This window comes from Streptomyces sp. NPDC006339 (assembly GCF_040612775.1).
GTDB lineage: Bacteria > Actinomycetota > Actinomycetes > Streptomycetales > Streptomycetaceae > Streptomyces.
On the sequence record NZ_JBEXQW010000013.1, the window covers coordinates 83,404 to 104,077 of the forward strand.

At 72.1% G+C, this 20,674-nt stretch carries 21 protein-coding genes; 7 read left to right on the forward strand and 14 right to left on the reverse strand.

Going from position 1 to position 20,674, the window contains the following annotated elements; genetic code table 11:
* Nucleotides 1-215: 215 nt before the first annotated feature.
* From ABZ135_RS13075 to ABZ135_RS13090, 4 genes are all read left to right on the forward strand, one after another.
* The gene (locus tag ABZ135_RS13075; protein ID WP_356694900.1) at nucleotides 216-656 is read left to right on the forward strand and encodes an ATP-binding protein; all 441 of its coding nucleotides are present in this window, start codon (nucleotides 216-218) and stop codon (nucleotides 654-656) included.
* 81 nt (nucleotides 657-737) lie between these two features.
* Entirely contained in the window at nucleotides 738-1,196 is a 459-nt protein-coding gene (locus ABZ135_RS13080; RefSeq protein WP_356694902.1) for a DUF4190 domain-containing protein, read from the forward strand.
* Between the two features lie 191 nt (nucleotides 1,197-1,387).
* Entirely contained in the window at nucleotides 1,388-1,861 is a 474-nt protein-coding gene (locus ABZ135_RS13085) for an ATP-binding protein (protein ID WP_356694904.1), read from the forward strand.
* Nucleotides 1,862-2,068: 207 nt separating this feature from the next.
* A complete protein-coding gene (locus tag ABZ135_RS13090) occupies nucleotides 2,069-2,587 on the forward strand; it encodes a MarR family transcriptional regulator (RefSeq protein ID WP_356694906.1) in 519 nt (172 codons plus the stop codon).
* Between the two features lie 25 nt (nucleotides 2,588-2,612).
* Here the strand turns inward: ABZ135_RS13090 and ABZ135_RS13095 are convergent, their stop codons facing one another.
* The 7 genes from ABZ135_RS13095 to ABZ135_RS13125 all read right to left on the reverse strand — a co-directional run bounded on the left by ABZ135_RS13095 (nucleotide 2,613) and on the right by ABZ135_RS13125 (nucleotide 9,767).
* Complete coding sequence (locus ABZ135_RS13095) at nucleotides 2,613-3,800, reverse strand: PP2C family protein-serine/threonine phosphatase (protein WP_356694908.1); 1,188 nt, start codon at nucleotides 3,798-3,800, stop codon at nucleotides 2,613-2,615.
* A complete protein-coding gene (locus ABZ135_RS13100; protein ID WP_356694910.1) occupies nucleotides 3,778-5,631 on the reverse strand; it encodes a GAF domain-containing SpoIIE family protein phosphatase in 1,854 nt (617 codons plus the stop codon). The genes ABZ135_RS13095 and ABZ135_RS13100 overlap by 23 nt, the downstream gene beginning before the upstream one ends.
* Nucleotides 5,628-6,707, reverse strand: a complete 1,080-nt coding sequence (locus tag ABZ135_RS13105; RefSeq protein WP_356694912.1) for a SpoIIE family protein phosphatase — start codon at nucleotides 6,705-6,707, stop codon at nucleotides 5,628-5,630. Before ABZ135_RS13105 ends, ABZ135_RS13100 begins: the two co-directional genes overlap by 4 nt.
* Nucleotides 6,704-7,147: an anti-sigma regulatory factor gene (locus ABZ135_RS13110; RefSeq protein WP_356694914.1), complete on the reverse strand. Its 444-nt coding sequence runs from the start codon at nucleotides 7,145-7,147 to the stop codon at nucleotides 6,704-6,706. Before ABZ135_RS13110 ends, ABZ135_RS13105 begins: the two co-directional genes overlap by 4 nt.
* Nucleotides 7,147-7,578 (reverse strand): STAS domain-containing protein, encoded by a 432-nt coding sequence (locus ABZ135_RS13115; protein WP_356694916.1) that lies wholly within the window; start codon nucleotides 7,576-7,578, stop codon nucleotides 7,147-7,149. Before ABZ135_RS13115 ends, ABZ135_RS13110 begins: the two co-directional genes overlap by 1 nt.
* Nucleotides 7,575-8,471, reverse strand: a complete 897-nt coding sequence (locus ABZ135_RS13120) for an STAS domain-containing protein (protein ID WP_356694918.1) — start codon at nucleotides 8,469-8,471, stop codon at nucleotides 7,575-7,577. Before ABZ135_RS13120 ends, ABZ135_RS13115 begins: the two co-directional genes overlap by 4 nt.
* 123 nt (nucleotides 8,472-8,594) lie before the next feature.
* Nucleotides 8,595-9,767 carry a PP2C family protein-serine/threonine phosphatase gene (locus ABZ135_RS13125; RefSeq protein WP_356694920.1) on the reverse strand — a complete coding sequence of 391 codons (1,173 nt, stop codon included), beginning with the start codon at nucleotides 9,765-9,767 and terminating at the stop codon, nucleotides 8,595-8,597.
* Nucleotides 9,768-9,959: 192 nt separating this feature from the next.
* Between ABZ135_RS13125 and ABZ135_RS13130 the strand changes: the two genes are divergently transcribed.
* A complete protein-coding gene (locus ABZ135_RS13130) occupies nucleotides 9,960-10,394 on the forward strand; it encodes a MarR family transcriptional regulator (protein ID WP_356695040.1) in 435 nt (144 codons plus the stop codon).
* A gap of 605 nt (nucleotides 10,395-10,999) precedes the next feature.
* On the opposite strand, the gene ABZ135_RS13135 is transcribed toward ABZ135_RS13130, so the two are convergent.
* Nucleotides 11,000-11,908 (reverse strand): hypothetical protein, encoded by a 909-nt coding sequence (locus ABZ135_RS13135; protein ID WP_356694922.1) that lies wholly within the window; start codon nucleotides 11,906-11,908, stop codon nucleotides 11,000-11,002.
* A 122-nt stretch (nucleotides 11,909-12,030) separates the two neighbouring features.
* Nucleotides 12,031-12,405, reverse strand: a complete 375-nt coding sequence (locus ABZ135_RS13140; RefSeq protein ID WP_356694924.1) for a PRC-barrel domain-containing protein — start codon at nucleotides 12,403-12,405, stop codon at nucleotides 12,031-12,033.
* A gap of 182 nt (nucleotides 12,406-12,587) precedes the next feature.
* Here ABZ135_RS13140 and ABZ135_RS13145 point away from each other — a divergent pair, with 182 nt between their 5' ends.
* A complete protein-coding gene (locus ABZ135_RS13145) occupies nucleotides 12,588-12,992 on the forward strand; it encodes an FxLYD domain-containing protein (protein ID WP_356694926.1) in 405 nt (134 codons plus the stop codon).
* A 154-nt stretch (nucleotides 12,993-13,146) separates the two neighbouring features.
* On the opposite strand, the gene ABZ135_RS13150 is transcribed toward ABZ135_RS13145, so the two are convergent.
* The 4 genes from ABZ135_RS13150 to ABZ135_RS13165 form a co-directional block, all read right to left on the reverse strand.
* Nucleotides 13,147-14,487 (reverse strand): peptidase inhibitor family I36 protein, encoded by a 1,341-nt coding sequence (locus ABZ135_RS13150; RefSeq protein WP_356694928.1) that lies wholly within the window; start codon nucleotides 14,485-14,487, stop codon nucleotides 13,147-13,149.
* Between the two features lie 574 nt (nucleotides 14,488-15,061).
* Complete coding sequence (locus ABZ135_RS13155) at nucleotides 15,062-16,165, reverse strand: glutamate--cysteine ligase (protein WP_356694930.1); 1,104 nt, start codon at nucleotides 16,163-16,165, stop codon at nucleotides 15,062-15,064.
* Nucleotides 16,166-16,431: 266 nt separating this feature from the next.
* Nucleotides 16,432-16,863: a hypothetical protein gene (locus ABZ135_RS13160; protein ID WP_356694932.1), complete on the reverse strand. Its 432-nt coding sequence runs from the start codon at nucleotides 16,861-16,863 to the stop codon at nucleotides 16,432-16,434.
* A 292-nt stretch (nucleotides 16,864-17,155) separates the two neighbouring features.
* Nucleotides 17,156-17,680: a hypothetical protein gene (locus ABZ135_RS13165; RefSeq protein ID WP_356694934.1), complete on the reverse strand. Its 525-nt coding sequence runs from the start codon at nucleotides 17,678-17,680 to the stop codon at nucleotides 17,156-17,158.
* A 571-nt stretch (nucleotides 17,681-18,251) separates the two neighbouring features.
* Between ABZ135_RS13165 and ABZ135_RS13170 the strand changes: the two genes are divergently transcribed.
* Nucleotides 18,252-19,157, forward strand: coding sequence for an aminoglycoside phosphotransferase family protein (locus ABZ135_RS13170; RefSeq protein ID WP_356694936.1), 906 nt, complete (start codon nucleotides 18,252-18,254; stop codon nucleotides 19,155-19,157).
* Nucleotides 19,158-19,258: 101 nt separating this feature from the next.
* On the opposite strand, the gene ABZ135_RS13175 is transcribed toward ABZ135_RS13170, so the two are convergent.
* On the reverse strand, nucleotides 19,259-20,536 hold the full coding sequence (locus tag ABZ135_RS13175; RefSeq protein ID WP_356694938.1) for an extracellular solute-binding protein: 1,278 nt from the start codon (nucleotides 20,534-20,536) through the stop codon (nucleotides 19,259-19,261).
* Nucleotides 20,537-20,674 lie beyond the last annotated feature (138 nt).

Below are 20,674 nucleotides of genomic sequence, written 5' to 3' on the forward strand. Positions count from 1 at the left end.
CCCGGTCACGGGGATCTGTGTCGCCGTACGCCGCAGGACACCGCCGCACGCCGCAGGGCGTTTCCGCCGCCGGTGCGGCGGGAGAAGGGACAGGACGCCTGCGCGGACTTCATCACAACGGAGGACCCGGCCGTGCAGACAATACGGTGTGTAACCGATCCCAGCGGGCAAACGTGATGAATACGACCAGGTACAGCCGATCCGGAGGTTCACCTATGAAGACGGATGAAACGACCACCATCCGGGAGGAGAACCGGAAGGGGAACCGGGAGCAGAGGCGTGAGGTGACGGCGGCGGCAGCGCGCGAGGAGGTGCGCAGGGCCCTTGACGAGCGTTTTCGTCGCGAGCGGACGACGATGAACGAGGACCTGGTCCTCGCCGACGCGCTTCTGGTCGCCACGGAACTGGTCACCAACGCGGTCCGGCACGGCGGCGGCGTACGCGCCTTCAGACTGTCCCTCGCCGACGAGGGCCTGTGGATCGCGGTCACGGACCGCAATCGGGCCTGGCCCACCGAGGCCGGTGCCGACTCCGGCGCGAGAATCCCGCGTCCCGGCCGGCTCGGCTTGGTCCTCGTCCGGCGCCTCAGCCAGGAGGTCACCATCACGCCCGCGCCCGGGGGCAAGACCATCCACGCACTGGTGCCGCTGAGGTGAGGTGAACGCATTCATCGCCGACTCGCGGGCACACGGGCGGGGACAACTCGCTGGAACGGCAACAGAGATGAGTGTGACGGCATGTCCTTCCCCGACCACCCCACGAGGCCGAACGACTCCGCGCAGACCGGCGCCGCGCACACCGGCTCCGTGCCCACCGGCTCCGCGCACACCGCCCCGGCCACGGGCGGGAAGCCGAGCAGCGGTCTGGCGATCGCCGCGCTCGTCCTCGGCATCCTGGCGGTCCTCCTCTTCTGGACCGTCTTCGGTGGCATCGTGCTCGGCCTCCTCGCCCTGATCCTCGGCATCATCGGCGTACGCAAGGCTCGTCGCGGCGACGGCGGGCGCAACGGGATGTCCCTCACCGGGGCGATTCTCGGTGGACTGGGCCTGCTCGCCTCGGCCGCGATCCTCGCCCTCGGCGCCTCGGTCCTCGGTTCGGACGAGTTCAAGAACTTCGACGACTGTGTCGAGCGCGCCCAGACCCAGGCGGAGCGGGACGCGTGCGCGAAGGACTTCGGCAAGGAGCTGGACGACTGATCGTGTCGAGGTCCGTCGTGGCGCCGCGGTGGTTCGGCCGGCCCGGGTGAGGCCGCCCGGACCGGTCCCGGCGCCCGACGGGCTCGCGGCCGGCTCTTGCCCGAGGCACGTCCGGTCCGCCAGTGTCTGACTCCCGCGATCGGGGGTAGGCGGGGCTGAAGAGGTAGGGACACGGGTGCGGGGCGGGCCGGATGGAACAGACAGCAGGTGGCGAGAGCGGACTCTCGCTGTGCGAGAGTGTCGTATCGGTGACAGCGGCGTTGGAGGACGGCGGCGGCATCGCCGTCGCCCGCGATCTGGCCCGTGATTTCCTCACCGATGTGCAGGCCGTGCACGGGCTGCCGGTGTCAGGGCGCGCCATGAGCGTCGTCCAGCTTGTGGTCAGCGAGCTGGTGACCAACGCCCGCAAGTACGCGCCCGGCCCGTGCCTGCTGAATCTGGAGGTCCAAGGCGGCGCGGTCGAGGTGACCGTGTGGGACAGCAATCCGACGCCGCCGGTGATCCTCGCGCCCGATCCGAACCGGATCGGGCGGCACGGGCTGGAGATCGTCATGGCTGTCTGCCAGAGCTTCGCCATCCACCGCGAGCCGGTGGGCAAGCGCATCAGCACGACGATCACGCTGGCCGACGATCCGGGGGGAGATCCCGTGGGCCACCGGCTCTGACGAGGCCGATCTCTGGTCGAGCGAGGTGGAGAGGCTCTGCCCCGTTTCGCCGTGTCGGTCGCGTCGTGTCGGTAATGCGCTGCGGTGATCGCCCCGAGTTCCTACGATGGCTCGACTGGCCGTGCGTGCCCGGCGACTCATCGGGTACCGCGTTTGAATGAGGGTGCTATCCCGTTTGTGCAGGCGATTGCTGAAAGCGATGGGTTCGTGACTCGTCTCAGCGGCTCCGGGGACGACCAGGCGAGGGGACCGGACGATCCGTTGTCCCTCGCGCTGGAGATCGCCGATGCCGTGGACGGGCTGACGCACCTGTGGTCCACGGCGAGTCAGCGAGCGGCTCTGCGACTGTCGCAGCACCAGTTGCGGGCCCTGCGGATCCTGCGGTCGGAGCCGGGGCTGAATCTCACCGCTCTGGCCGAGGGCATGGACATAGCTCTGCCGACCGCCAGCCGGCTGTGCGACCGGCTGGCGGCCGCGGGACTTCTGGAGCGCGTGCTCTCCCCCCACAGGCGCCGGGAGCTTCAACTGAACCTCACGGCGTACGGCCGTCAGGTGCTGGAGGAGGTCGCCTCGCACAGGTCGCGGGAGCTCGCCGAGGTGGTGGCGGCCATGGAGTCGGCCGAGCGGGAGGCGCTGAGCCGGGGCCTGCGCGCGTTCCTGGCCGCTCAGGACGGCGTGGGGCGGGGCGGGGACCCGAGCGAGGGCCGGGACAAGGGGCGCCCTTGACGGCGGCGCCCTGGACGGCGTCGGGTCAGCCGGACCGGCCGTTCCAGTCGAGGCAGACCACCGCCGCGTCGGACATCAGGTCGCTGCTGCCGTAGTGCTCGATCAGCCCCGAGACGACGGCGCGGGCGGTCTCATGGGGAGGCACGGGCCGGGTGGCGCCGAGGATCTGACGCAGGACGCGCTCGCCGAAGAGGTCGCCGGTGGCGGAGCGGGTGCCGTGCACACCGGTGCTGACCACGATGAGGCGATCGCCCGGCTCGACCTGGAACGTCTGTTCCGCGTAGGGAGTCTCCTCGAACATGCCGAGCGGCAGTTGCGCCTCCAGTTCGATGCGCGCGGTGCGGCCGTCGCGCTGGTGGAAGAGCTGGGGCGAGCCGGCGTCCACGGCGCTCACGGCGCCGGTGGCCAGGTCGAACCGCAACAGGAGCGTGGAGGCGTGGACCTTGCCCCGGTACTGGGCGTAGACGGCCTGGTCGGCGAGCGACGCCTGGTCGGCCAGGCCGATGCCGGCGCGGCGGGCGTTGCGCAGGGCACCGACCGTGAGGCCGGTCAGCAGGGACGCCTCGATGCCCTGGCCCATGCCGTCGGTGACGGTGAGGACGAGATGGTCGGCGCTGGTCGACCAGTCGAAGTTGTCGCCGCCGACGGAGTAGGCGGGTTCGAGGTGCGCTCCGATGACGTACTCCTCGCGGACGCAGCCGCGGCCGGGGAGGAGTTGCCATTGCATCTCGGCGGCGAGGGTGAGCCGCCGGGTACGGCGGGCCTGCAGGTAGAGGTCGGTGTCGCGGTCGGCGGTGAGGATCTCGTGGCCGAGTGCGGTGGCGAAGGAGCCGAGCTTCAGTACGGTGTCGGGGTCGGCGGTGTGGGCGGGCAGCCGGATGGTGAGGACACCGAGGCGGTCACCGCGCACCGTGATGGGCAGGTGCACCACGTGGCCGGCCGGGTCGCGGAGGACTTCGACGACGGGGCTCTGCTGGACGAAGGCGCTGCCCGCCGGGCCGTCGTGGGCCGAGACGGGTGCCGCGGTGTGGGGCAGGTGGCTGACCGGTTGGAGGACGGCCAGGCCGTAGTCGGCGAGGAGGAGGGTCACCTCGTGGGCCCCCGCCTGCTCGGTCAGGATGCTGCGGGCGGTGGCGAGCAGCTCGTGGGGCGCGGCGGCGCGCAGTCGGGCCTCGGCGGACGGAAGAAGGTCAAAGGTTTTCACTACGCACACCCTCTCGCCTTATGGCTTCCACGCTACCGCGCGAGGGCGTGCGCCACGCGGACCGCTCCCAGGGGAGGGTGGGGCCGCCCGGCCGGACCGGTGGTCCCGAGGGGGCGGGCGTGTGGCAGAGGAGGACGCAGACGTCGTCGTCCCGTTCGGAGTCGTGGAGCAGCCGTTCCAGGAGGGCGTCGGCCGCGGCGTCCAGGTCGTGGTCGAGGTCCGTGGTGTCGAACGCGGCCATGACCTGGCTGAGGTGGGCGATGCCCGGGTCGATGCCGCGCGCGCGGCGTTCGACCAGGCCGTCGGTGTAGAGCACCAGGGAGGATCCGGCGGGCAGCGTGGTGGTGTGGTTGTCGTAGGTGAAGGGCACCGGGAGGCCCAGCATGACGCCGGGCTTGGCGTCCAGGACGTGTACGGCGCCGTGGGCGGTCCGGACCACGGCGGGCGGGTGGCCGGCGGACGCCCAGACGACGTCCGGTTCGCCGGGCTGGAAGCGGGCGATCATGGCGGTGGCGTACAGCTCGGGTTGCAGGTGCCCGAGCATGCGGTGCAGCTTGGTGAGGATCTCGGCGGGGCTGCTGTCCTCGACGGCGTAGGCCCGGAGAGCGGTGCGAAGCTGCCCCATGACGACGGCGGCGTGCATCCCGTGGCCGGTGACGTCTCCTATGACGGTGATCAGGCTGCCGTCGGGCAGGTGGAAGGCGTCGTACCAGTCGCCGCCGATGTTCAGGCCCTGGGTGGCCGGCAGGTAGCGGGCGGCCAGGAGCAGGCCGGAGGTGGTGGGCAGCTCGGTGAGCTGGGCACGCTGGAGGGCTTCGGCGGTATCGCGGTACTGCTCGTAGCGGCGGGCGTTGTCCAGGGCGACGGCGACGCGGCGGGCGAGTTCGACGAGCATCACGCAGGTGTCCGCGTCGAAGCGGGGGCCGGGGGCGGTCAGGCTGAGCACGCCGAGCATGCGGCGTGCGACGAGCGGGATGGCCAGGAGGGGCCGGTGCGGGGACAGCGCGGAGGGCGGCAGGTCGTCCGTGCCCGGCAGGCCGCCGGGGTGCGGGGCGGCATGCTGAGGGCGGCCGGTGCGCGCCGCGGCCACCGCGGCCGCCGAATGTCCGCGGGTCCGGCGGGGGTGTCCGGTGTCGGGCTCCTCGTCGCCCTCGTCGAAGATCCAGACGTCGACGTGCTCCGCGTACTCCGGGACGAGCAACTCGCCGAGTCGCCGCAGGACGGCGGTGGGGCTGAGGGAGGTCGTGACGGCGGCGCTGGCGTCACCGAGGAAGGTCAGCAGGCGTCGCGCCCGCTCCGCCTCGTCCCGTGCGATCCGTTCGGCTTCCAGCAGTTCGCGCTGCGCCAGTGCGGCGGCTTCCAGATCGGCGTGCAGGGCCAGCACGCCCTGGTTGGTCTTGTGCAGCTCTTCCCGGTGCAGCCGGAGCAGGCTCTCCTGCTCGTCGAGCAGGCCGAGGACGACCGCGGTGGTCTCGTCGGCGCGCAGCAGTGCCTCCGGCAGCGGGGGGTCGGCGGGGAGGCCGTCCTCTGCCGGGTCGGAGGGCAGGGCGCAGGTGAGGGTGGGCGCGTCGTCGGGGCCGGTCGCGGAGATACCGGTGGGACGCAGCAGGATGTCGATCCGGCCGTCCTGCCCGCTGGTGGTCCGGTGCACGGTGAGCTGGAGCTCCCAGTCGCCGCCCCGGTCGAGGCAGGCCCGCAGACGAGCTGTCAGGGACGTGAGGAACCGGGCCCGTTCGAGCGCCGGTGCCCCGCCGCGTGCGAGGAGCAGGTCGAGTACGGCGCGTGCCTGGGCGGCGTCGGCGGTGGACGCCACCTTCCAGGTGTGCGTGGTCGCGGTCATGGGCTGCCCTCCGATGCGGCGGGGGCCAGGACGGCCACGCTGGTGTCGTCACGCAGGGGACGTGCGGCGCTGCCGGCGTCCCGGAGGACGACCGCGGCCACCACGGCCGGGTCGCGGCTGAGCAGCTCGGGATCCTCCGGTGGCACCCAGCGGCTGGGCAGGCCGTCACTGTGCAGGATGAGGAGGCTGTCCGGCCGCCAGGTCACCTCGCGCACCGGGACGGTGGCGGGGAAGTGCGCTCCGACGATTCCCGGGTGGGAGACGAGGTGCTCCCAGCCAACATCGGCGCGCAGTCGGGCGCCGATGTTGCCGACCCCGGCGTACGACAAGCGGCCGGCGTCCTCGTCGAGCTGTGCCACGCCGACGGCGGCGCCTCGGGTGGAGCGCAGCACGGCGTGCAGGTGCCGCAGGATCTCGGCCGGCGGCCGCTCCGACACGTGGTGCAGCGCTTCCACCGCCGCGGTCGACGCCTCGGCCGCCGGGGACCCGTGTCCGAGGCCGTCCGCGAGCATCAGGGTGACGCGGGAACCGGAGCGCACCGTGGTGTAGGCGTCTCCGGAGTGTTCGGCGTGGGCGAGGGAGGTGTTGATGCCGCCGGTGCGCGCGCCCGGGTGAGGAGAGCCCGGTCTCGCGGGGGACGCGGCGGCGTGGCGCGGGCGTTGCGGGCGGATGCGGGCCACGGCGACCGTGCCCCGGCCGGGCCTGCTGTGCAGGTCGAAGTCGGTGGAGATGCGGAGGCACGTGCCGAGGCCCGCGCCGAGGGAGGCGCGGGCGGTCGTGCTGCCGTCCTTCAGGGCCGCGGCGACGTCGCGGATGCCGGGCCCGTGGTCCACGGAGGTGATCTGGACGCAGGGCACGGCGTCGGGGACGGAGGCGGGCGGGCCGGTGAGATTGATCATGATGCGGCCGCCGCTCGCGTGCTTGACGAGGTTGGTCGCGAGCTCGGTGGCCACCAGGGCGGCGACCGCGGTGGAATGGGGGTCCAGACCTACCCGGGCGGAGGCGGCTTCGGCGGCCACGCGGACGTCACGGACGCGGGTGCTGTCCTGGACGGGGATGTCCCAGACCCTGCTCATGGCGCACCCCTGCGAGGCGTGGGCACGCCGGAGGTCCACTCGGCGATGGTGACGGTGGTGCCCTGGCCGGGGCGGCTGTCGAGGGTGAACTCCGAGACCAGGCGCTTCGCGCCGCTGAGGCCCATGCCGAGACCGTTGCCGGTGGTGTAGCCGTCGGTCATGGCCCGTTCGACGTCGCGGATACCGGGGCCCGCGTCGACGAAGGACAGCCGCAGCCCTCGTCTGTCCTTCCCCTCCAGCGGTGTCATGTCGACGTGTCCACCGCCGCCGTGGACGAGGGTGTTGCGGGCCAGCTCGCTGGCGGCCGTCACCAGCTTCGTCTGCTGGACCAGTCCGAACCCGAGGGCGGTCGCGGCCTGCCGCACTTCCTGGCGCACCCAGGCCAGGTCGGCGTCGGAGCCGATGGGCAGGCGCGTGGCCGAGACGAGGGGGGCATGCATCACGCACCCTCTTCCGGGTGAGTCGGGGCGGCCGTGTACGGCGCGCGGCCCAGCAGGGACAGTGCCCTTTCGACGTCCAGGGCGGTGATCAGGCCGGGCATGGTGAGGCCCAGTTCGACCAGGGTGATGGCCACCGAGGGGCGCATACCGGCCAGCACCGTTCGCGTGGCCAGCAGGCGGGCGCTCGCGGCGATCTCGGCGAGGACGCGGCCGAGGAAGGAGTCGACGATCTCCACTCCGGAGATGTCGATCACGACGCCGCCGACCGGCTCCGGGCTGGTCGCGATGCGGTGGGCGATCTCGTGCTGCAGGTGCTCGGCCGCGCTGTCGTGCAGGTCTCCCTGCAGAGTGACGAGCAGGATGTCTCCCAGGACCAGGACCGGCACCGGCCCTGGCCCCGGCCCCTGCTGGGTGAGGGAACGCCCTGTCACCGTGCGCTCGCTCCCGCGGCCGGTCGTGGCGAGACGACGATGCCCTGCCGGCTCAGCGCGTACGCCAGGGCGTCGGCGAGGCCGGCCCGCGTGGTGATCGTTCCGAGGTCGATGCCGAGCTGGACGATCGTCTGCGCGATGGCGGGCCGGATCCCGGAGACGATGCACTCCGCGCCCATCAGGCGGGCCGCGGCGACGGTCTTCATCAGGTGCTGGGCCACCAGCGAGTCGACGGTGGGGACACCGGTGATATCGAGGATGGCGTAGTGGGCACGCTGCTCCACGATCGCCTCCAGCAGGCTCTCCATCACGACCTGGCTGCGGGCGCTGTCCAGCGTGCCGATCAACGGCACGGCGACGACGCCGTCCCAGAGCCTGATGACCGGCGTGGCCACCTCCAGGAGCTGCTGGCGCTGCCGGGCGATCAGTTCGTCGCCGGCGCTGATGGTGGTCTCCATGACCACCAGACGGAGCGTGCCGATGAGGACGGTCAGCGCGAGCTGACGGGCGTGCGCGTGCTCGTCGGCCGCATCCTCGAACTCGGCCCGCAGGAGCGCGGCGACCGGCTCGCGCAGGCCGGCGACCTCACCGGCGATCTCCGACGGGCTGTACCCGGCCTTGGCCCGCGCGGCGGACATTCTGCCGAGCTGCTCCCTCACGGCGACGAATCCGGGAGCCTGGACGTCCTCCGGCAGCCCGCTGCGGGCCACGTCGGCGAGCGCGTCCACGACGACCTTGCACGCCTCCACCGCCTCGTCACGCGAAACGGTGAACACCGTACGGAACAGAGGAGTATCGGCCCATCTCTGGGCGATCTGCTCCCGTCGGCGCTCCAGAAAGCCGGCGAGCTCCCGCGTCGCCTCGAGGGCCGTGTCCTGCTCCGCCACTTGCATCGTCTCCCTGCTGTGGGCCCGGCGGGCACCGTTCGGCGAGCCATCAGGCAATTGTTGTCGCATGACAACATTAGCGTGGGCCTCGGAGCAGAACAACACGCGATCGTGGTCCCGCGGCGCCGCTCAGTGACCGGAGGGCCGCCCCCTCCAGTCGAGGCACACGATCAGGGCGTCGTCGTCCGCCACGGGCCTGCCGCGGTGCCCGGTGAGCTCCCGCAGGATCGCGCGCGGCACCTCGGCGGCGGGCAGCAGCCGGGTGGACTGGATGGCCCGGGCCAGGGCCACCTCCCCGTACGCCTCTCCCCGGGGAGAGGCGACCGCATGCACGCCGTCGCTGACGAAGACGAGCCGGTCGCCCGGCTCGACCTGGAAGTCCTGCGTGACGTAGTCCGTCTCCTCGAACATGCCGAGGGGAAGCTGGGCCTCGAAGTCGACACGCTCCACCACCCCGTCGCGCAGCCGCAGGAGCTGAGGGGAACCGGCGTCCACGACGCTCGCCCGCCCCGTCGCCAGATCGAAGTCGAACATGAGGACCGACAGATAGCAGCGGCCCTGGTAGTGGGCGTAGACGGCCTGGTCGGCCAGCGCCGCCTGGTCGGCGATGGAGATGCCCGCGCGTCGCGCGTTGCGCAGGGCGTTGATGGCCAGGTTCGTCAGCAGGGCCGCCTCTATCCCCTCCCCCATGCCGTTGGTGACGTAGAGCATCAGGCGGTCGGCGGTGGCCGACCAGTCGAAGTTGTCTCCGAAGATGGCGTACGCCGGTTCCAACTGAGCCCCGAGGTCGTACTCGGGGCGCGAGCAGGAACGGCCGGGCAGCAGTTGCCACTGCATCTCGGCGGCCAGTGTGAGCCGGTCCCTGCGTCTCGCCTGGAGGTAGAGGTCGGTGTCGCGCTCGGCCACCACCACCTCGTGCCCCAGCACACTCGCGATGCCCGCGAGCTCGGTCTCCCACTCGCGGGCGGCTTCACTGCCGGGGAAGGTCACGGACAGCACGCCGAGCCGGTCGCCCCGCACGCTGACCGGCAGGTGCAGCCGGGCGCGACCGTTCGCCATCTCCTCCCGATACGGCTCCTGGGAGCCGAAGGCGCGGCCGGCCGGACTGTTGTGCACCGACACCGGCTCCAGGGTGTGCGGCAGCACCGACACCGGCTGGAGCACGGTCAGGCCGTAGTCGGCCATGAACAGCTCGACGTCCTCGGCGCCGTACTGCTCGACCAGCACGGCACCGACGGCATCGAGCAACTCGTGGGGAGCCGCTGTCCGCAGAGCGCGTTCAGCGGCCACAAATCTGTCCATAAGGGGAATACACCAATCCTTCTCCGCAGAAGTTTGCACCTCGATCACGAGGTCGGCCCCGAACGGGACACGTCGGCTCCACGGGCATCCGAAGCCCGTGCGTGCGCCTAGTACGCTGACAGGCACCCCAGTGCCTGCGAGAGTGTGACCGTGACTGCCTTCCGCCGCCCCGAGCCCGACGAGGTCGCGCGTGTGACCACGACGGCCGTAGAGCTGCTGGAAGTCGTGTGGGGCCGGGCCTCGACCGCGCCCACCTCCGCTTCCCAGCTTCGTGCCCTGCACATCCTGGAGCACCACGACGGCATCAACCTGCGCACCCTCGCCGAGAGCCTCGCGTCCACGCCGCCGTCCACCAGCCGCTTGTGCGACCGCCTCCAGGCCGCCGGCTTCGTGGAGCGCGTGGTGAGCGCGGAGGACCGGCGCGAGGTGCGCCTGCACCTGAGCGGCCACGGCCGCGCCTTCCTCGCCGACCTGCGCGCCCGCCGGGAGAGGGAGCTGCAGACGGTGCTGGAGGGTATGCCCGCCGCCAAGCGCGTCGCGCTGCTGGAAGGACTGGAGGCGTTCTGCTCCACCGCGGCGGCGCAGATACACGGCGACGGCCTGGACGCCGACAGCCGGACAGCCTGAACGACGCCTCGCGGCGCCCGTGCCACCGTCGCCTCGCGGTGAAGGTGACCAGCACACGGAGCGATCTCCGCCCACCGGAGCATTCCTGGTCCTTCCCCGTACGTCCGACCCGGATACTTTGTTGCCTCATGGCCATTGTTGTCAAACGGCAATTATCAGTCGGAGCATCCGTCACGCCGACTCTGACACCTCCTCTCGCACACGGTGCGGTCCTCGGAGAGCTTCTGCCCCGACGGGCGCGGTTAAGGCCCAGCCCGTGCCGCTCACCAGGGACGCTTCCCGTCACTCAGGCGGGTGACCCGCCGACGTGAGGCAGGGGGTGAGGGGGACGGCGGGGGTGAGAGGTACGGCGTGGGGTGAGCGGTACGGCGTGGCCCGGGGCCGCCTGCCTGGGGGTGCCGCGGTGTCGAGGTGGGCGGTCGGCGGCATCGCTCAGGCGCGAGGGCCGGCCGGCCGGCAGCATGAGCGTGCGGGGGTCGCGGCGGGCGGCGAGTGGGCTCCGCCGGCGCCGGGCCCCATGGGGGCCGGCAGCGCCCGGGCGGAGGCCCCCCGAGTAGGGGGCCGGATTTGCTTCGTGACGGACCGGGCGGGCGCGCCGACCGGGCTCAGTTCACCGGCATGCCGATGCCCGGCAGCCACAGCCGGCCGCGGTCGTTGACCGTCAGCTCCCAGGCCACCAGCTCGTCCGGGCAGACCGAACCGCGGCCGCGGACGTCGGCGACCAGGAGCCGGGCCGCCGAACTCGCCGCGGCGGGGTCCTCGTCCGCGAACAGCGCCCGCCACCAGCCGCCCTCGCGCAGCGTCCAGCCCCGCTCCCGCATGGTCTCCTCGAACCCCGGCTCCTCGGCGGTCGTCCGGTGATCCACCATCAGCGACAGCTCCCCGCGGTCCTGGCTGTACCCGACCCGCAGGCGCCGCGGCCAGTCCCGCGAGCACCCGACGACGAAGGACGCCCAGTCGCCGGGCAGTTGCAGCGGCAACTGCTCCATCCACGAGTCCAGGAGCAGGGTGAGGGAGGACTCCAGGTGCTCCCAGGACGCGGCCGTGTGGTGACCGTCCCAGCGGAAGGCCGGCCAGGGGCGCTCCGGCCCTCGGTGCAGCAGCCACAGGTACGGGAGCGTGTCGAAGCCGTGCGGCTGCTCGGGCCGCCACGCGATCGCGGCCGACTCCATGGCGGAGTACTCGCGTCCGTGCAGGTCCGACGCCGTGTGCACCGAGAGCGTGGCGCCCTGTGGGCCGCCCGCCAGGAGCACCACGTGCTGCCCGGTGTGCCAGCGCACGCTGGGGCCGGCGGCCGAACCACCGTACAGGGTGGGCTCGCCGAGCTCGGCCACCACCGCCTCGTACACCGGCCGCAGCGCCTCCCGCCGGGCCGCGCGGCCGAACCCGGGCGGGTACGGGGCGACGAGCTCGGCGGGCGCGTCCACATGGGCGTCGGGGTGGTCGTGCAGGGCGCGTGCGTGCGCGGCGGCGCCGGCGGGACCGGAGAGGGAGGAGGGCGTGCCGATAACCATGGCGCCATCGTGCCAGGCGGCCCCGGCCGACCGGCGCACGCCCTCGCAGAAGAGGAGGGCCCGTGCGCGGGTCCGCCCGGCCGCCCGCGTGCCGACGATCCCGCGAGGGCGCCGACCGGAGGTCAGACGGGGCTCGGGCCGCCTCCGAACGGCCCGCCCGTCCGGTAGTACACGGCGATCTCCTCCCGGTACTGCCGGTCCGCGAGGTGCTTGTCGGAGTGGAACTCCGGCGCGTCCTTGATCTGTTCCTTGGTCAGGCGGACATGGACCGTCTGCTCCTCCAGGTCGACACGGGTCACCGTGCTCGCCGGCAGCAGAACCTCCTTGCCGAAGATCCATACGCCGGTGTCGACGACCAGACAGGCGTCGCCGACCTCTTCGGAGTGCTTGTCGACCTTGCCGATGTGCCCGTCGGTCGCCTCGACCCTCCAGCCGGCCAGGTTCGTGCCCACCGGATAGCCGGACGCCGCCCCGTAAGTCCACGCGTTCTCGGTCATGCGGATGCTCCTTCGTTCCGATCGAGTGGTACGGCGGTGCTTCCCGCCGCCACCTCAGGGAGACCGCCTGCCCCCATGACCGGCCCCCACACTCCCGGAACCACACGGGCGGTTCACGCGAGGCTCGTTCCCGCCCCGCTGGCCCCGGCCCAGCCCCCCGTCTTTCCTGCCTCGGCCTCAGCGTGCTGATCCTCATCCTGATCATCGTGCTCGTGGTCGCCAACACGGGAAGCGACGACGATCCGGACCGCACGCCGACGCGTCCGCCCACGGCGACAGCGGAAAGGGAACGCCCGCAGGACGAGAGCGGGGCCCGCGGGGACGTGCGCATCACGGCGTGCGAGGTCGACTCGACGACCAAGTGGCCCAGCGCGACGCTGCTGATCACGAATCGATCGAGCAAGCCCAGCAACTACATCGTGCAGGTCGAATTCGTCGACGCGTCCGACAAGCGGTTGGACGAGGCAGTGGCGACGTCGAACGTGGTGGCTCCCGGACAGCGGTCGGAGGTCACGGCTCAGGGCCTGTCCCAGGCGACGACAAAGATCACATGCCGGGTCACGGACGTCACCCGGTACGCCTCCTGACGGTCTCGTCCTCGGCGTCGCCGTGGGACGGGAAGACCTCCGATGCGGTGAGGTCCCGGGTCCCGGGTCCTGGGTCCTGGACAGGGCTCACCGCACGGAGGTCTCCAGCATGTTCACGACGTGCCGAGCGTCACGGCACTCGGGATCGATACGGCTAGTACGTGAAGGCCGAGCCGTGCGTCTTGGCGATGCGCTGCGAGGCGTAACCGGTGTGCACCTGCAGGCGGTTGCCGGCGTGGTTCGTCACCTTCAGGGTGGCGCGGACCCGGTCGCACGCGCCGAGTTGGGCGGTGGTGAGGTACAGGACGTTCGTCGCGGTCTGGTGGTGCTTGCGCTCGGTGATGTTCCAGCGCGCCACGGCGCTCTTCAGCGGGACGCCGCAGGTCGAGCCGTCAGCCCTGACGGGCTGTGCCTCGATCCAGGTGGAGGCGTCCGTGTGGTGCGCGGTCGGGTCGGACTCGCCCGCGCACTTGTCGATCCCGTAGTTGGGCGCGATGCCGTCCTTGTCGTTGTTGCAGCTCGTCATGTTGGCGTCCATGACGATGGCGATCCGGTCCGTCCCGCGCGGGGTGTACACGTGATCCAGGAAGCTCTTCGTGGTGCCCGGCGTGAGGGCGGGCGGTTCCACGGCCTCGGCCTGGGTCCACCCGGCCGTGTCGCCGTAGACGGCTCGGGACAGCCCGGCGCCCGCATCGACCTGCATGGCCACCGAGTTCCCCGCGCCGATCCAGGTCGCGTAGCCGAGCACCGAGACGCGGCACCGGTAGCGGTCCGTCGTCGGCGCGACGAAGGTCCACCGCACGGACGGCGCCAGGGCCGTCTCACCGGGCGGCACGAGGTTCGCCGCCCAGTACGCTCCGCCCTCCTTGTCGGCGGGCAGCGCGCGCCCGTCCGCGTACATGCAGCGGATCGCGGTGGTGACACCGATGTTCTTGTGGTCGCCCAGTGCCGCGACGTTGCCGACCGACACGTTGCGGGTCCACAGGTACGACGCCTGCCCCTGCGCGGCGTCGAACTCGAGCTTCGTGCCGGGTACGTCCGCGTAGCGCGACGGATCGGCGTCGTACTCCGCCCCGAAGGCGAAGGAGGGGGACGTCAGGGGGTCCGCGCCGCCCGTGCACACCTTGTCCAGGCGGTGCCAGGGCGAGGTGGGGTCCGAGGCACCGGTGTTGCTGCTGGCTCCGCCGGACCGGATGCTGCCGCGGAGGATGTGGTCGGCGGAGCTGAGGCCCGTCGTGTCGAACTGGTACACCTGCGCGGTGACGGGCAGGTTGTTGACGTACGAGTTGATCCCGGCCGAGCCCTCGCCGAGGCCGTACCGGCCCAGCCAGAAGCAGGTCTGGGTGCTGCCGGCCACGAACTGGAGGCCCTCGAGGCCCGTTCCGGAGTACAGGCAGAGGCGTTCGGCGGGGCACGGTTCCGCCGCGGCGGCCGGTGAGGCCGTCGCCGTGAGGCCGGAGACCAGGAGCCCCACCGCCGACAACAACGTCGCCACTCTTCGGGATATACGCGAAAGGCGCATCAAGACCGCTCTCTTGGGAGGACAGAAGCGGATCATGGTAGTCCGGCGGCCGCTCGGCGCGACAGACCGGTTCGGGACGCGGACATCCGCCTCACCGAGACCACCGACTGCCGCTTCGGCCCCCACCCCACCCTGGCCGACGACTACCGGGGCCGAGGCGTCGGCACGCTCGCCTTCCCGCTGGTGACAGAGCTCGCCTGCTCGGCAGAACGAGAATCATCCCCGGCGCCGGGTCAGGGGCCGGGCCGCCGGGTGAGGAAACCGGGCGCGCGGGCCGCCTCCGCGCCGGGCCGTATACAGGAGCGACCGGCCCGCACAACCCACCTGTGCGGGCCGGTCTCCACCCCGTCGGACCTGCGGAGGGGGAAACCGCAGGACCGTGGTTGAGCGGCCCCATGCGCTCGACACTCATGTGCCCCGGACATGGCCGACCATGCACATGGTTTTACGGATCACCGCCGGACGGCGGCGCCAGGTCCTCCCCACCGCAAGGTCGGGCCGGCCCCGACAACCGCGCCTGCCGGGCCGGGGGCCGGGCGCGACGGGCTCAGTTGGCGTCACCGGTCGTGATGCGCACGCACTCCTGGACCATCTCGCCCAGATCGCATCCGCCGCGGTGGATCTCGCGCTGGCGCTGGGCTCCGCCGCCGTGGGCGAGGAGGTGGGCCAGGGCACGGTGGGCGCTGTCCCGGTCGCCGCTGTCGCGCAGGGCCGCGTCGGTGTGCTCCAGCAGCGCCTCCAGGGCCGCTTCGGCGGGCGTCTCGCGCAGGGTGCGGGCGTCGAGGAGCGGGCCCTGGAGGCCGGAGCGGGCGGCCCGCCAGGACGCCAGCCGCAGCAGTCCGGTCGGGATCCGGGCCGGCGGCTCGCCCTCGCGCCAGGCGCGGGCGGCGGTCTCGACCAGTCCCCGGGCCAGCGTCGCCACCAGCACCGTGGTGTCCGCCTCCAGGCAGACGTCGGCGACGCGGATCTCCACGGTCGGGTAGCTGTGCGAGAGCCGGGCGTCGAAGTAGACCATCCCCGTGTCCCGCAGGACCCCGGTCGCCAGCATGTCGCCGACCCGCTCGTGGTACGCCTCCGCGCTGCCGAACGGCTCGTACGGCCCGGCGGACGGCCACCGGTTCCACACCCGGCTCCGGTAACTGCTGTAACCGCTGTCCTTGCCGTCCCAGAACGGCGAGTTGCCGCTGATCGCGTTCAACAGATACAGCCAGGGCCGGATCCGGTCCAGGACCGCGACACCCTCCTCGTCGGACTTCACCGAGACGTGGACGTGGCAACCGCAGGTGAGCTGTTCCTGGGTGGTGAGCGCGAACTGCTCGGCCATCCACCGGTACCGGCGGCCGAGGTTGCGTGACGGCTCCACCGGCAACGGTGAGGTCGCGAGGGCCGCGACCCTGGCGCCCGCCTTGCTCGCATGGATCGCGGCCTCGCCGCGCAGGCGGACGATCTCCTCCCGCAGTTCACGCATGTCACTCACCGGCCGGGTGGCGAACTCGAGCTGCTCCTGGTGCAGCTCCTTCTCGAACGCACCCTGTGCCTCCCCGTCCCCGCTGACCGCCTCCGCCGCCAGCACCGCCGACGACACCGCCAGCGGCTCGCCCGTCGTGGCGCTGACGAGCAGCAGCTCCTCTTCGACCCCTACAGTGCGCATCAAAGCTCCCGTACGACACGAGACACACCCGACCGGTCCGGACGCGGACCCGGAGTCAGTGTCTCCGCAGGTCATGCATATGCCCCGGTCAGTGCGGGTGACGCCTCCCCGCGCGGGAATCGTCCGCCACGCCGGATCTCCCCCTCCTCCCACAGGCGGAGGAGCCGGCCACCGGCCGCCACGTGGAGCCGCCGGACGCCGACGCGGCCGTGCCGGTCACCGTCCTTCGCCGAGGACGATGACCGGCACGGTCCCTGCGCGGGGGCTCAGCGGTGCCAGCCGCTCCAGCCGCCGCTGGAGGTGCCGGCGCGGTTGTTGTACCACCAGTTGCCGTCCGTGCCGATGACGCTGAGCGTGATCGCCCAGCCGTAGCCCTCGACGTACACCGTGCTCCGCGCCTGGCCGCCCAGGGACGTCCACGAGCTGAGGGTTCCGTTGGTCCGGGACCAACGGGTCCACACGGCGCCGTCCGTGCCGACGCCGAAGACCTGCTCCTCGCCGTTGGGCAGCCCGTACTCGCTGCAGCCGTAGCCGGCGACGATGTTGCCGCCCCAGTTACGGGTCGAGGTGACGCAGGAGGCGAGGGTCCCCGTGGCGCCGCTCTCGGCGGCCACCGCCGTCCCGGTCACGCCCACCGTGGTCAGCAGGGTCAGGCCCGCCACCGCCGTCGCCGCCTTGCGCACCAGACTTCGCTTCATCTGCGGTCCTCCTGGGTTCCGGATCGTTCGGCCGACCGGCCGCCGCGTCGCACCGGGTGGTGCGGCGGGGGCGGAGGCTGGCCGCTCGGCCCGATCCTGGGTGCCGGGTGGGAGCAGGCGGAAGACGCCTCGGGTGTCCCGGACGGAGAGGTGCGCGTCCCGGCAGGTCAGGGCCCTGTCCGGGTCCTGGCCGGGTCCTGTCCGGCGGCGTTGTCCCGTCCCCCGCCCCGCTGTAATCCGGCCCGGTCCGGTCGGGGCCGGTCCCCGTATGAGGCGCTCAGGCGCGGTGCGGTCAGCGGTAGTCGTCCGGGTGTCCCTGCATCCAGGTGTTGATCCGGTCGCGGGTGCCGACCAGCAGGGTCTGGTGCCGCTTCAGGTTCTCGAAGGACCGGTCACCGGCGAGTTCCGCGTCGAGTCGCGCGATCAGCTCGATCGGCCGGGCGAAGTGACCGGCTCCCTTGGGGTCCGCCTTCATCGCCCGGTCGAGCCGGTGCAGCTCGTCGTAGACGCGGCCGAGGAAGTAGGCGCAGTTGCCCGGCGTGCACGCGTCGCCCAGCGTGGCCTGCAGCCCCGCGAACGCGTCGCGGACCCGCTCGGGTGGCGCGACGTCCGGGGCGGTGGGCGGTGGCGTCACACCGGCCGAAGCCTCGGCCGAGGCGGCGTCAGAGGCGGCGTCCGCCGCCGAGGTGGGCACCGTCGCGACGGTGGTGGTGACGGCCTGCGGCCGGTCCGTCGACGGATCCGCACCGCAGGAGACGCACAGCGCGGCCAGAGCAATGACGGCGACGGCGGTGCTCCGCACCGAGGACGTGAACATGGTTTCCCCCCAAGATCGTGAAATCACGGGAGCCTACCGTGGTCTCGTGAGCGCCGGGCCGGTGGGGTCGTGCGCCGTGAGGGAGCCGCCTCCGCGCCTCGACCACGCGGGGCGGCCACGCGGGTGGGCCACGCGGGTCGGCCACGCGGGTCGGCCACGCGACGGCACCCCAGGAGCCGGTGGGGACTGACGCGGGCCGTCATGGGTACGCGAGGGGGCATGCGTACACCACCGAACGACCCCGTTCCCCCCACCCCGACGCCGCCGCCCGGCCCCGGTCCCGGCCCGGCACCAGGGCCTTTGCCGGGCCCGGCTCCCGGCCCCGGCGGACCGGACCCGACTCCGCCGGCTCCACCGGCTCCCCCGGCTCCACCCGCCCCGCCGCAGCCGGACCCGCATCCCCCGCATCCCGGGCCGGAGCCTGGCCCCGAGCCCGGACCGCTTCCCACGCCCGAGCCGGGCCCGGCCGTCACCTGACGACCACCGGCTGGCACCAGAAGGAAGCGGGTGTGGCGGCGGGCATGCGGGCGGCGAGAGTCCGTTCCGCGTGGCTCCCGTACCGTGGCCTCGCATGACCGACGCAGAGATCGAGATCACGGAGCACCTGGTCCGCGGTCTTCTCGAGGACCAGCATCCGGATCTCGCGGACCTGGCCATCCGTGAGGTGGCCGGTGGCTGGGACAACCACATGTGGCGCCTCGGGGACGAGCTGGCCGTGCGCATCCCGCGTACCCCACGCGCCCCCGCTCTCCAGCGCAAGGAGTGCCGATGGCTGCCCGTCCTGGCGCCGCGCCTGCCGCTTCCCGTTCCGCTCCCCGTGCGGGCCGGTGAACCCTCCGTACGCCTGCCCACACCGTGGAACGTCATGACGTGGGTCCCCGGTGAGCCGCTCGACACCGCTTCCATCAGCCGTGGCGAGCACGCGGCCGACACGCTGGCGGGCTTCCTCAAGGCCCTTCATACGGAGGCGCCGCCCGAGGCCCCGGCGAGCTCGGACCGCGGCGCGCATCCCAAGAGGTGCACCGACGGTTTCGACGACCTCCTGCGAGCCGTCGCCGTCGGTGGCCTCACCGCCGACGCCGGGGCGGTCCGGGCCGTCTGGGACGAGGCCGTGACGGCTCCCGAGTGGCAGGGGCCGCCGCTCTGGCTCCACGGGGACCTGCATCCCGCGAACGTCGTCGTCGCGAACGGAACTCTCTCCGGTGTGATCGATTTCGGCGACCTGTTCGCCGGCGATCCCGCATGGGACCTCGCGGCCGCCTGGGTGCTTTTGCCCGCAGGCACGGCCCCCCGCTTCTTCCGGAGGTACGGGCCCACGGACGAGGGGACGATCCGGCGCGCCCGAGGACTGGCCGCTCTGAAGAGCCTCTTCCTCATCCACATGGGCCACAACGGCGACCGCGGCCTTCCTGGCGGCAAACCGACGTGGGGACCGCCGGGCCGCGCGGCGCTCGATCGCGTTCTCGCCTCCGGATAGGACCCCCACCGGTGCGCGGGTGGGGTGTGGGCGGCGGTCCGTGGCCGGGCCGGCGGGTTGCCCGTCCGCTCCCGGACGGGCAACCGGGCGGTGAGGCGCCCCTACTCCTGCTCCTGTATGGCCGCCGCCTGCCGGGCGATGTCCTCCAGGACGACCTTCGGATCGGCGGACGGCGCCACGGCCTTGCCGATGTTCCGCTTGATGGTGTTGCTGACCTGCAGCCAGGACGGATCGTTGACCGGGTAGAGCTGGGCGGTGCGCAAGGCGCTGAGGAACTGCTCGACGCTGGGGTCCGCCGCCGCGTTCTGGGATGCCTGGGTCGCGGTCACCGTCGAAGGCAGCAGGTGGTAACGCTGGGCGAACTCGCCGAGGTTCTTGTCCTCATAGACGAATTCCAGGAAGTCGCCCGCCAGTTCGCGGTTGTCGTCGCGCTTGAAGGCCATCATCCAGTCGGCGACGCCCGCCGCCAGCGGGGCCTCGCCGTCCTTCAGCCTGTCCGCCACCGGCATGCTCAGGGTGCCGACCTTCATGCCCTTGGCCCTGGCCTTGTGGAGGAGCGAGGGATAGCCGTTGACCATGCCGACCTGGCCGCGCAGGAAGGCGTCGAAGGCGTCCTGCCGGTTGAGTTCGGCCGGCGGGATCGGGCCGGTCAGGCCCGGCGAGACCAGGTTGTCCTTGATCCAGCGGAACGTCTGCGTGTTCCGCTCGGAGGCGATGTCGTAGAGACCCCTGCTGTCCGTGTATCCGCCGCCGTTGCTCAGCTCCCAGATCAGGGCTTCGGCGTGGGCCTCCTCCGGGCCGAGCGGCAGCGCGTACGGATAGAGCACGCCCTCCTTCTTCAGCTCTGTGGCCGCGTCCTTCACATCCGACCACGTCTTCGGCGGCTCGGCCCCCGCCTTGTCGAACAGGTCCTGGTTGTAGAAGAGCAGCCGGCTGCTGGCGACGAAAGGAAGCCCGTAGAGGGTGCCGTCGACCGAACCGGCCTCCACCAGCGGCGGCAGGAAATTCGCCTCCGCCCTGATCGACAGCAGTTCACTGGCGGAATACAAGCGGCCTTGGGCGGCGAAGTCGGAGTACGCGCCCATCAGGGCCACGTCCGGGGGATTGTTCTCGTCGACCATGCGGGCCACCTCGCGGTCGACGTCGGCCCAGGGGTAGAGCGTCACCTCGACCTTCTTGCCGGGGTGCGCAGCGGTGAAGGCGGCGGACAGCTTGTCCCAGTACGCCTTGGAGCTGGTCGCCGGGCTGTCGCCGTACTCGGCAGCCACCAGGCGCAGCGTCGTCCCGTCGCTCCCGGACGAGCCGCAGGCGGTGACGAGGGAGCCGAGCAGAGCGAGTGCGGCCACGGAGGCGGTCGCGCCGAAGAGACTTGGTCGCACGGATGTTTCCTCTTGATCTTTATAGGCGGTGCGTCCGGAATTCTCTCCCGGCTCCGACTGTTTTTCGCCCCCTGCACAGAGGTTGTGGCTCTTGCTCCAACCGCGCCGTTTCCGAGTGGTGTTTTCCGATATACCGTC

What these genes read in the sequence shown, in the direction of transcription:
- ABZ135_RS13105 (WP_356694912.1), bottom strand. Translation starts at nt 6,707, where the DNA reads ATGAGCAGGGTCTGGGACATCCCCGTCCAGGACAGCACCCGCGTCCGT.
- ABZ135_RS13155 (WP_356694930.1), bottom strand. Translation starts at nt 16,165, where the DNA reads ATGCGCACTGTAGGGGTCGAAGAGGAGCTGCTGCTCGTCAGCGCCACG.
- ABZ135_RS13165 (WP_356694934.1), bottom strand. Translation starts at nt 17,680, where the DNA reads ATGTTCACGTCCTCGGTGCGGAGCACCGCCGTCGCCGTCATTGCTCTG.
- ABZ135_RS13125 (WP_356694920.1), bottom strand. Translation starts at nt 9,767, where the DNA reads ATGGACAGATTTGTGGCCGCTGAACGCGCTCTGCGGACAGCGGCTCCC.
- ABZ135_RS13085 (WP_356694904.1), top strand. Translation starts at nt 1,388, where the DNA reads ATGGAACAGACAGCAGGTGGCGAGAGCGGACTCTCGCTGTGCGAGAGT.
- ABZ135_RS13080 (WP_356694902.1), top strand. Translation starts at nt 738, where the DNA reads ATGTCCTTCCCCGACCACCCCACGAGGCCGAACGACTCCGCGCAGACC.
- ABZ135_RS13160 (WP_356694932.1), bottom strand. Translation starts at nt 16,863, where the DNA reads ATGAAGCGAAGTCTGGTGCGCAAGGCGGCGACGGCGGTGGCGGGCCTG.
- ABZ135_RS13140 (WP_356694924.1), bottom strand. Translation starts at nt 12,405, where the DNA reads ATGACCGAGAACGCGTGGACTTACGGGGCGGCGTCCGGCTATCCGGTG.
- ABZ135_RS13100 (WP_356694910.1), bottom strand. Translation starts at nt 5,631, where the DNA reads ATGACCGCGACCACGCACACCTGGAAGGTGGCGTCCACCGCCGACGCC.
- ABZ135_RS13170 (WP_356694936.1), top strand. Translation starts at nt 18,252, where the DNA reads ATGACCGACGCAGAGATCGAGATCACGGAGCACCTGGTCCGCGGTCTT.
- ABZ135_RS13135 (WP_356694922.1), bottom strand. Translation starts at nt 11,908, where the DNA reads ATGGTTATCGGCACGCCCTCCTCCCTCTCCGGTCCCGCCGGCGCCGCC.
- ABZ135_RS13075 (WP_356694900.1), top strand. Translation starts at nt 216, where the DNA reads ATGAAGACGGATGAAACGACCACCATCCGGGAGGAGAACCGGAAGGGG.
- ABZ135_RS13110 (WP_356694914.1), bottom strand. Translation starts at nt 7,147, where the DNA reads ATGCATGCCCCCCTCGTCTCGGCCACGCGCCTGCCCATCGGCTCCGAC.
- ABZ135_RS13120 (WP_356694918.1), bottom strand. Translation starts at nt 8,471, where the DNA reads ATGCAAGTGGCGGAGCAGGACACGGCCCTCGAGGCGACGCGGGAGCTC.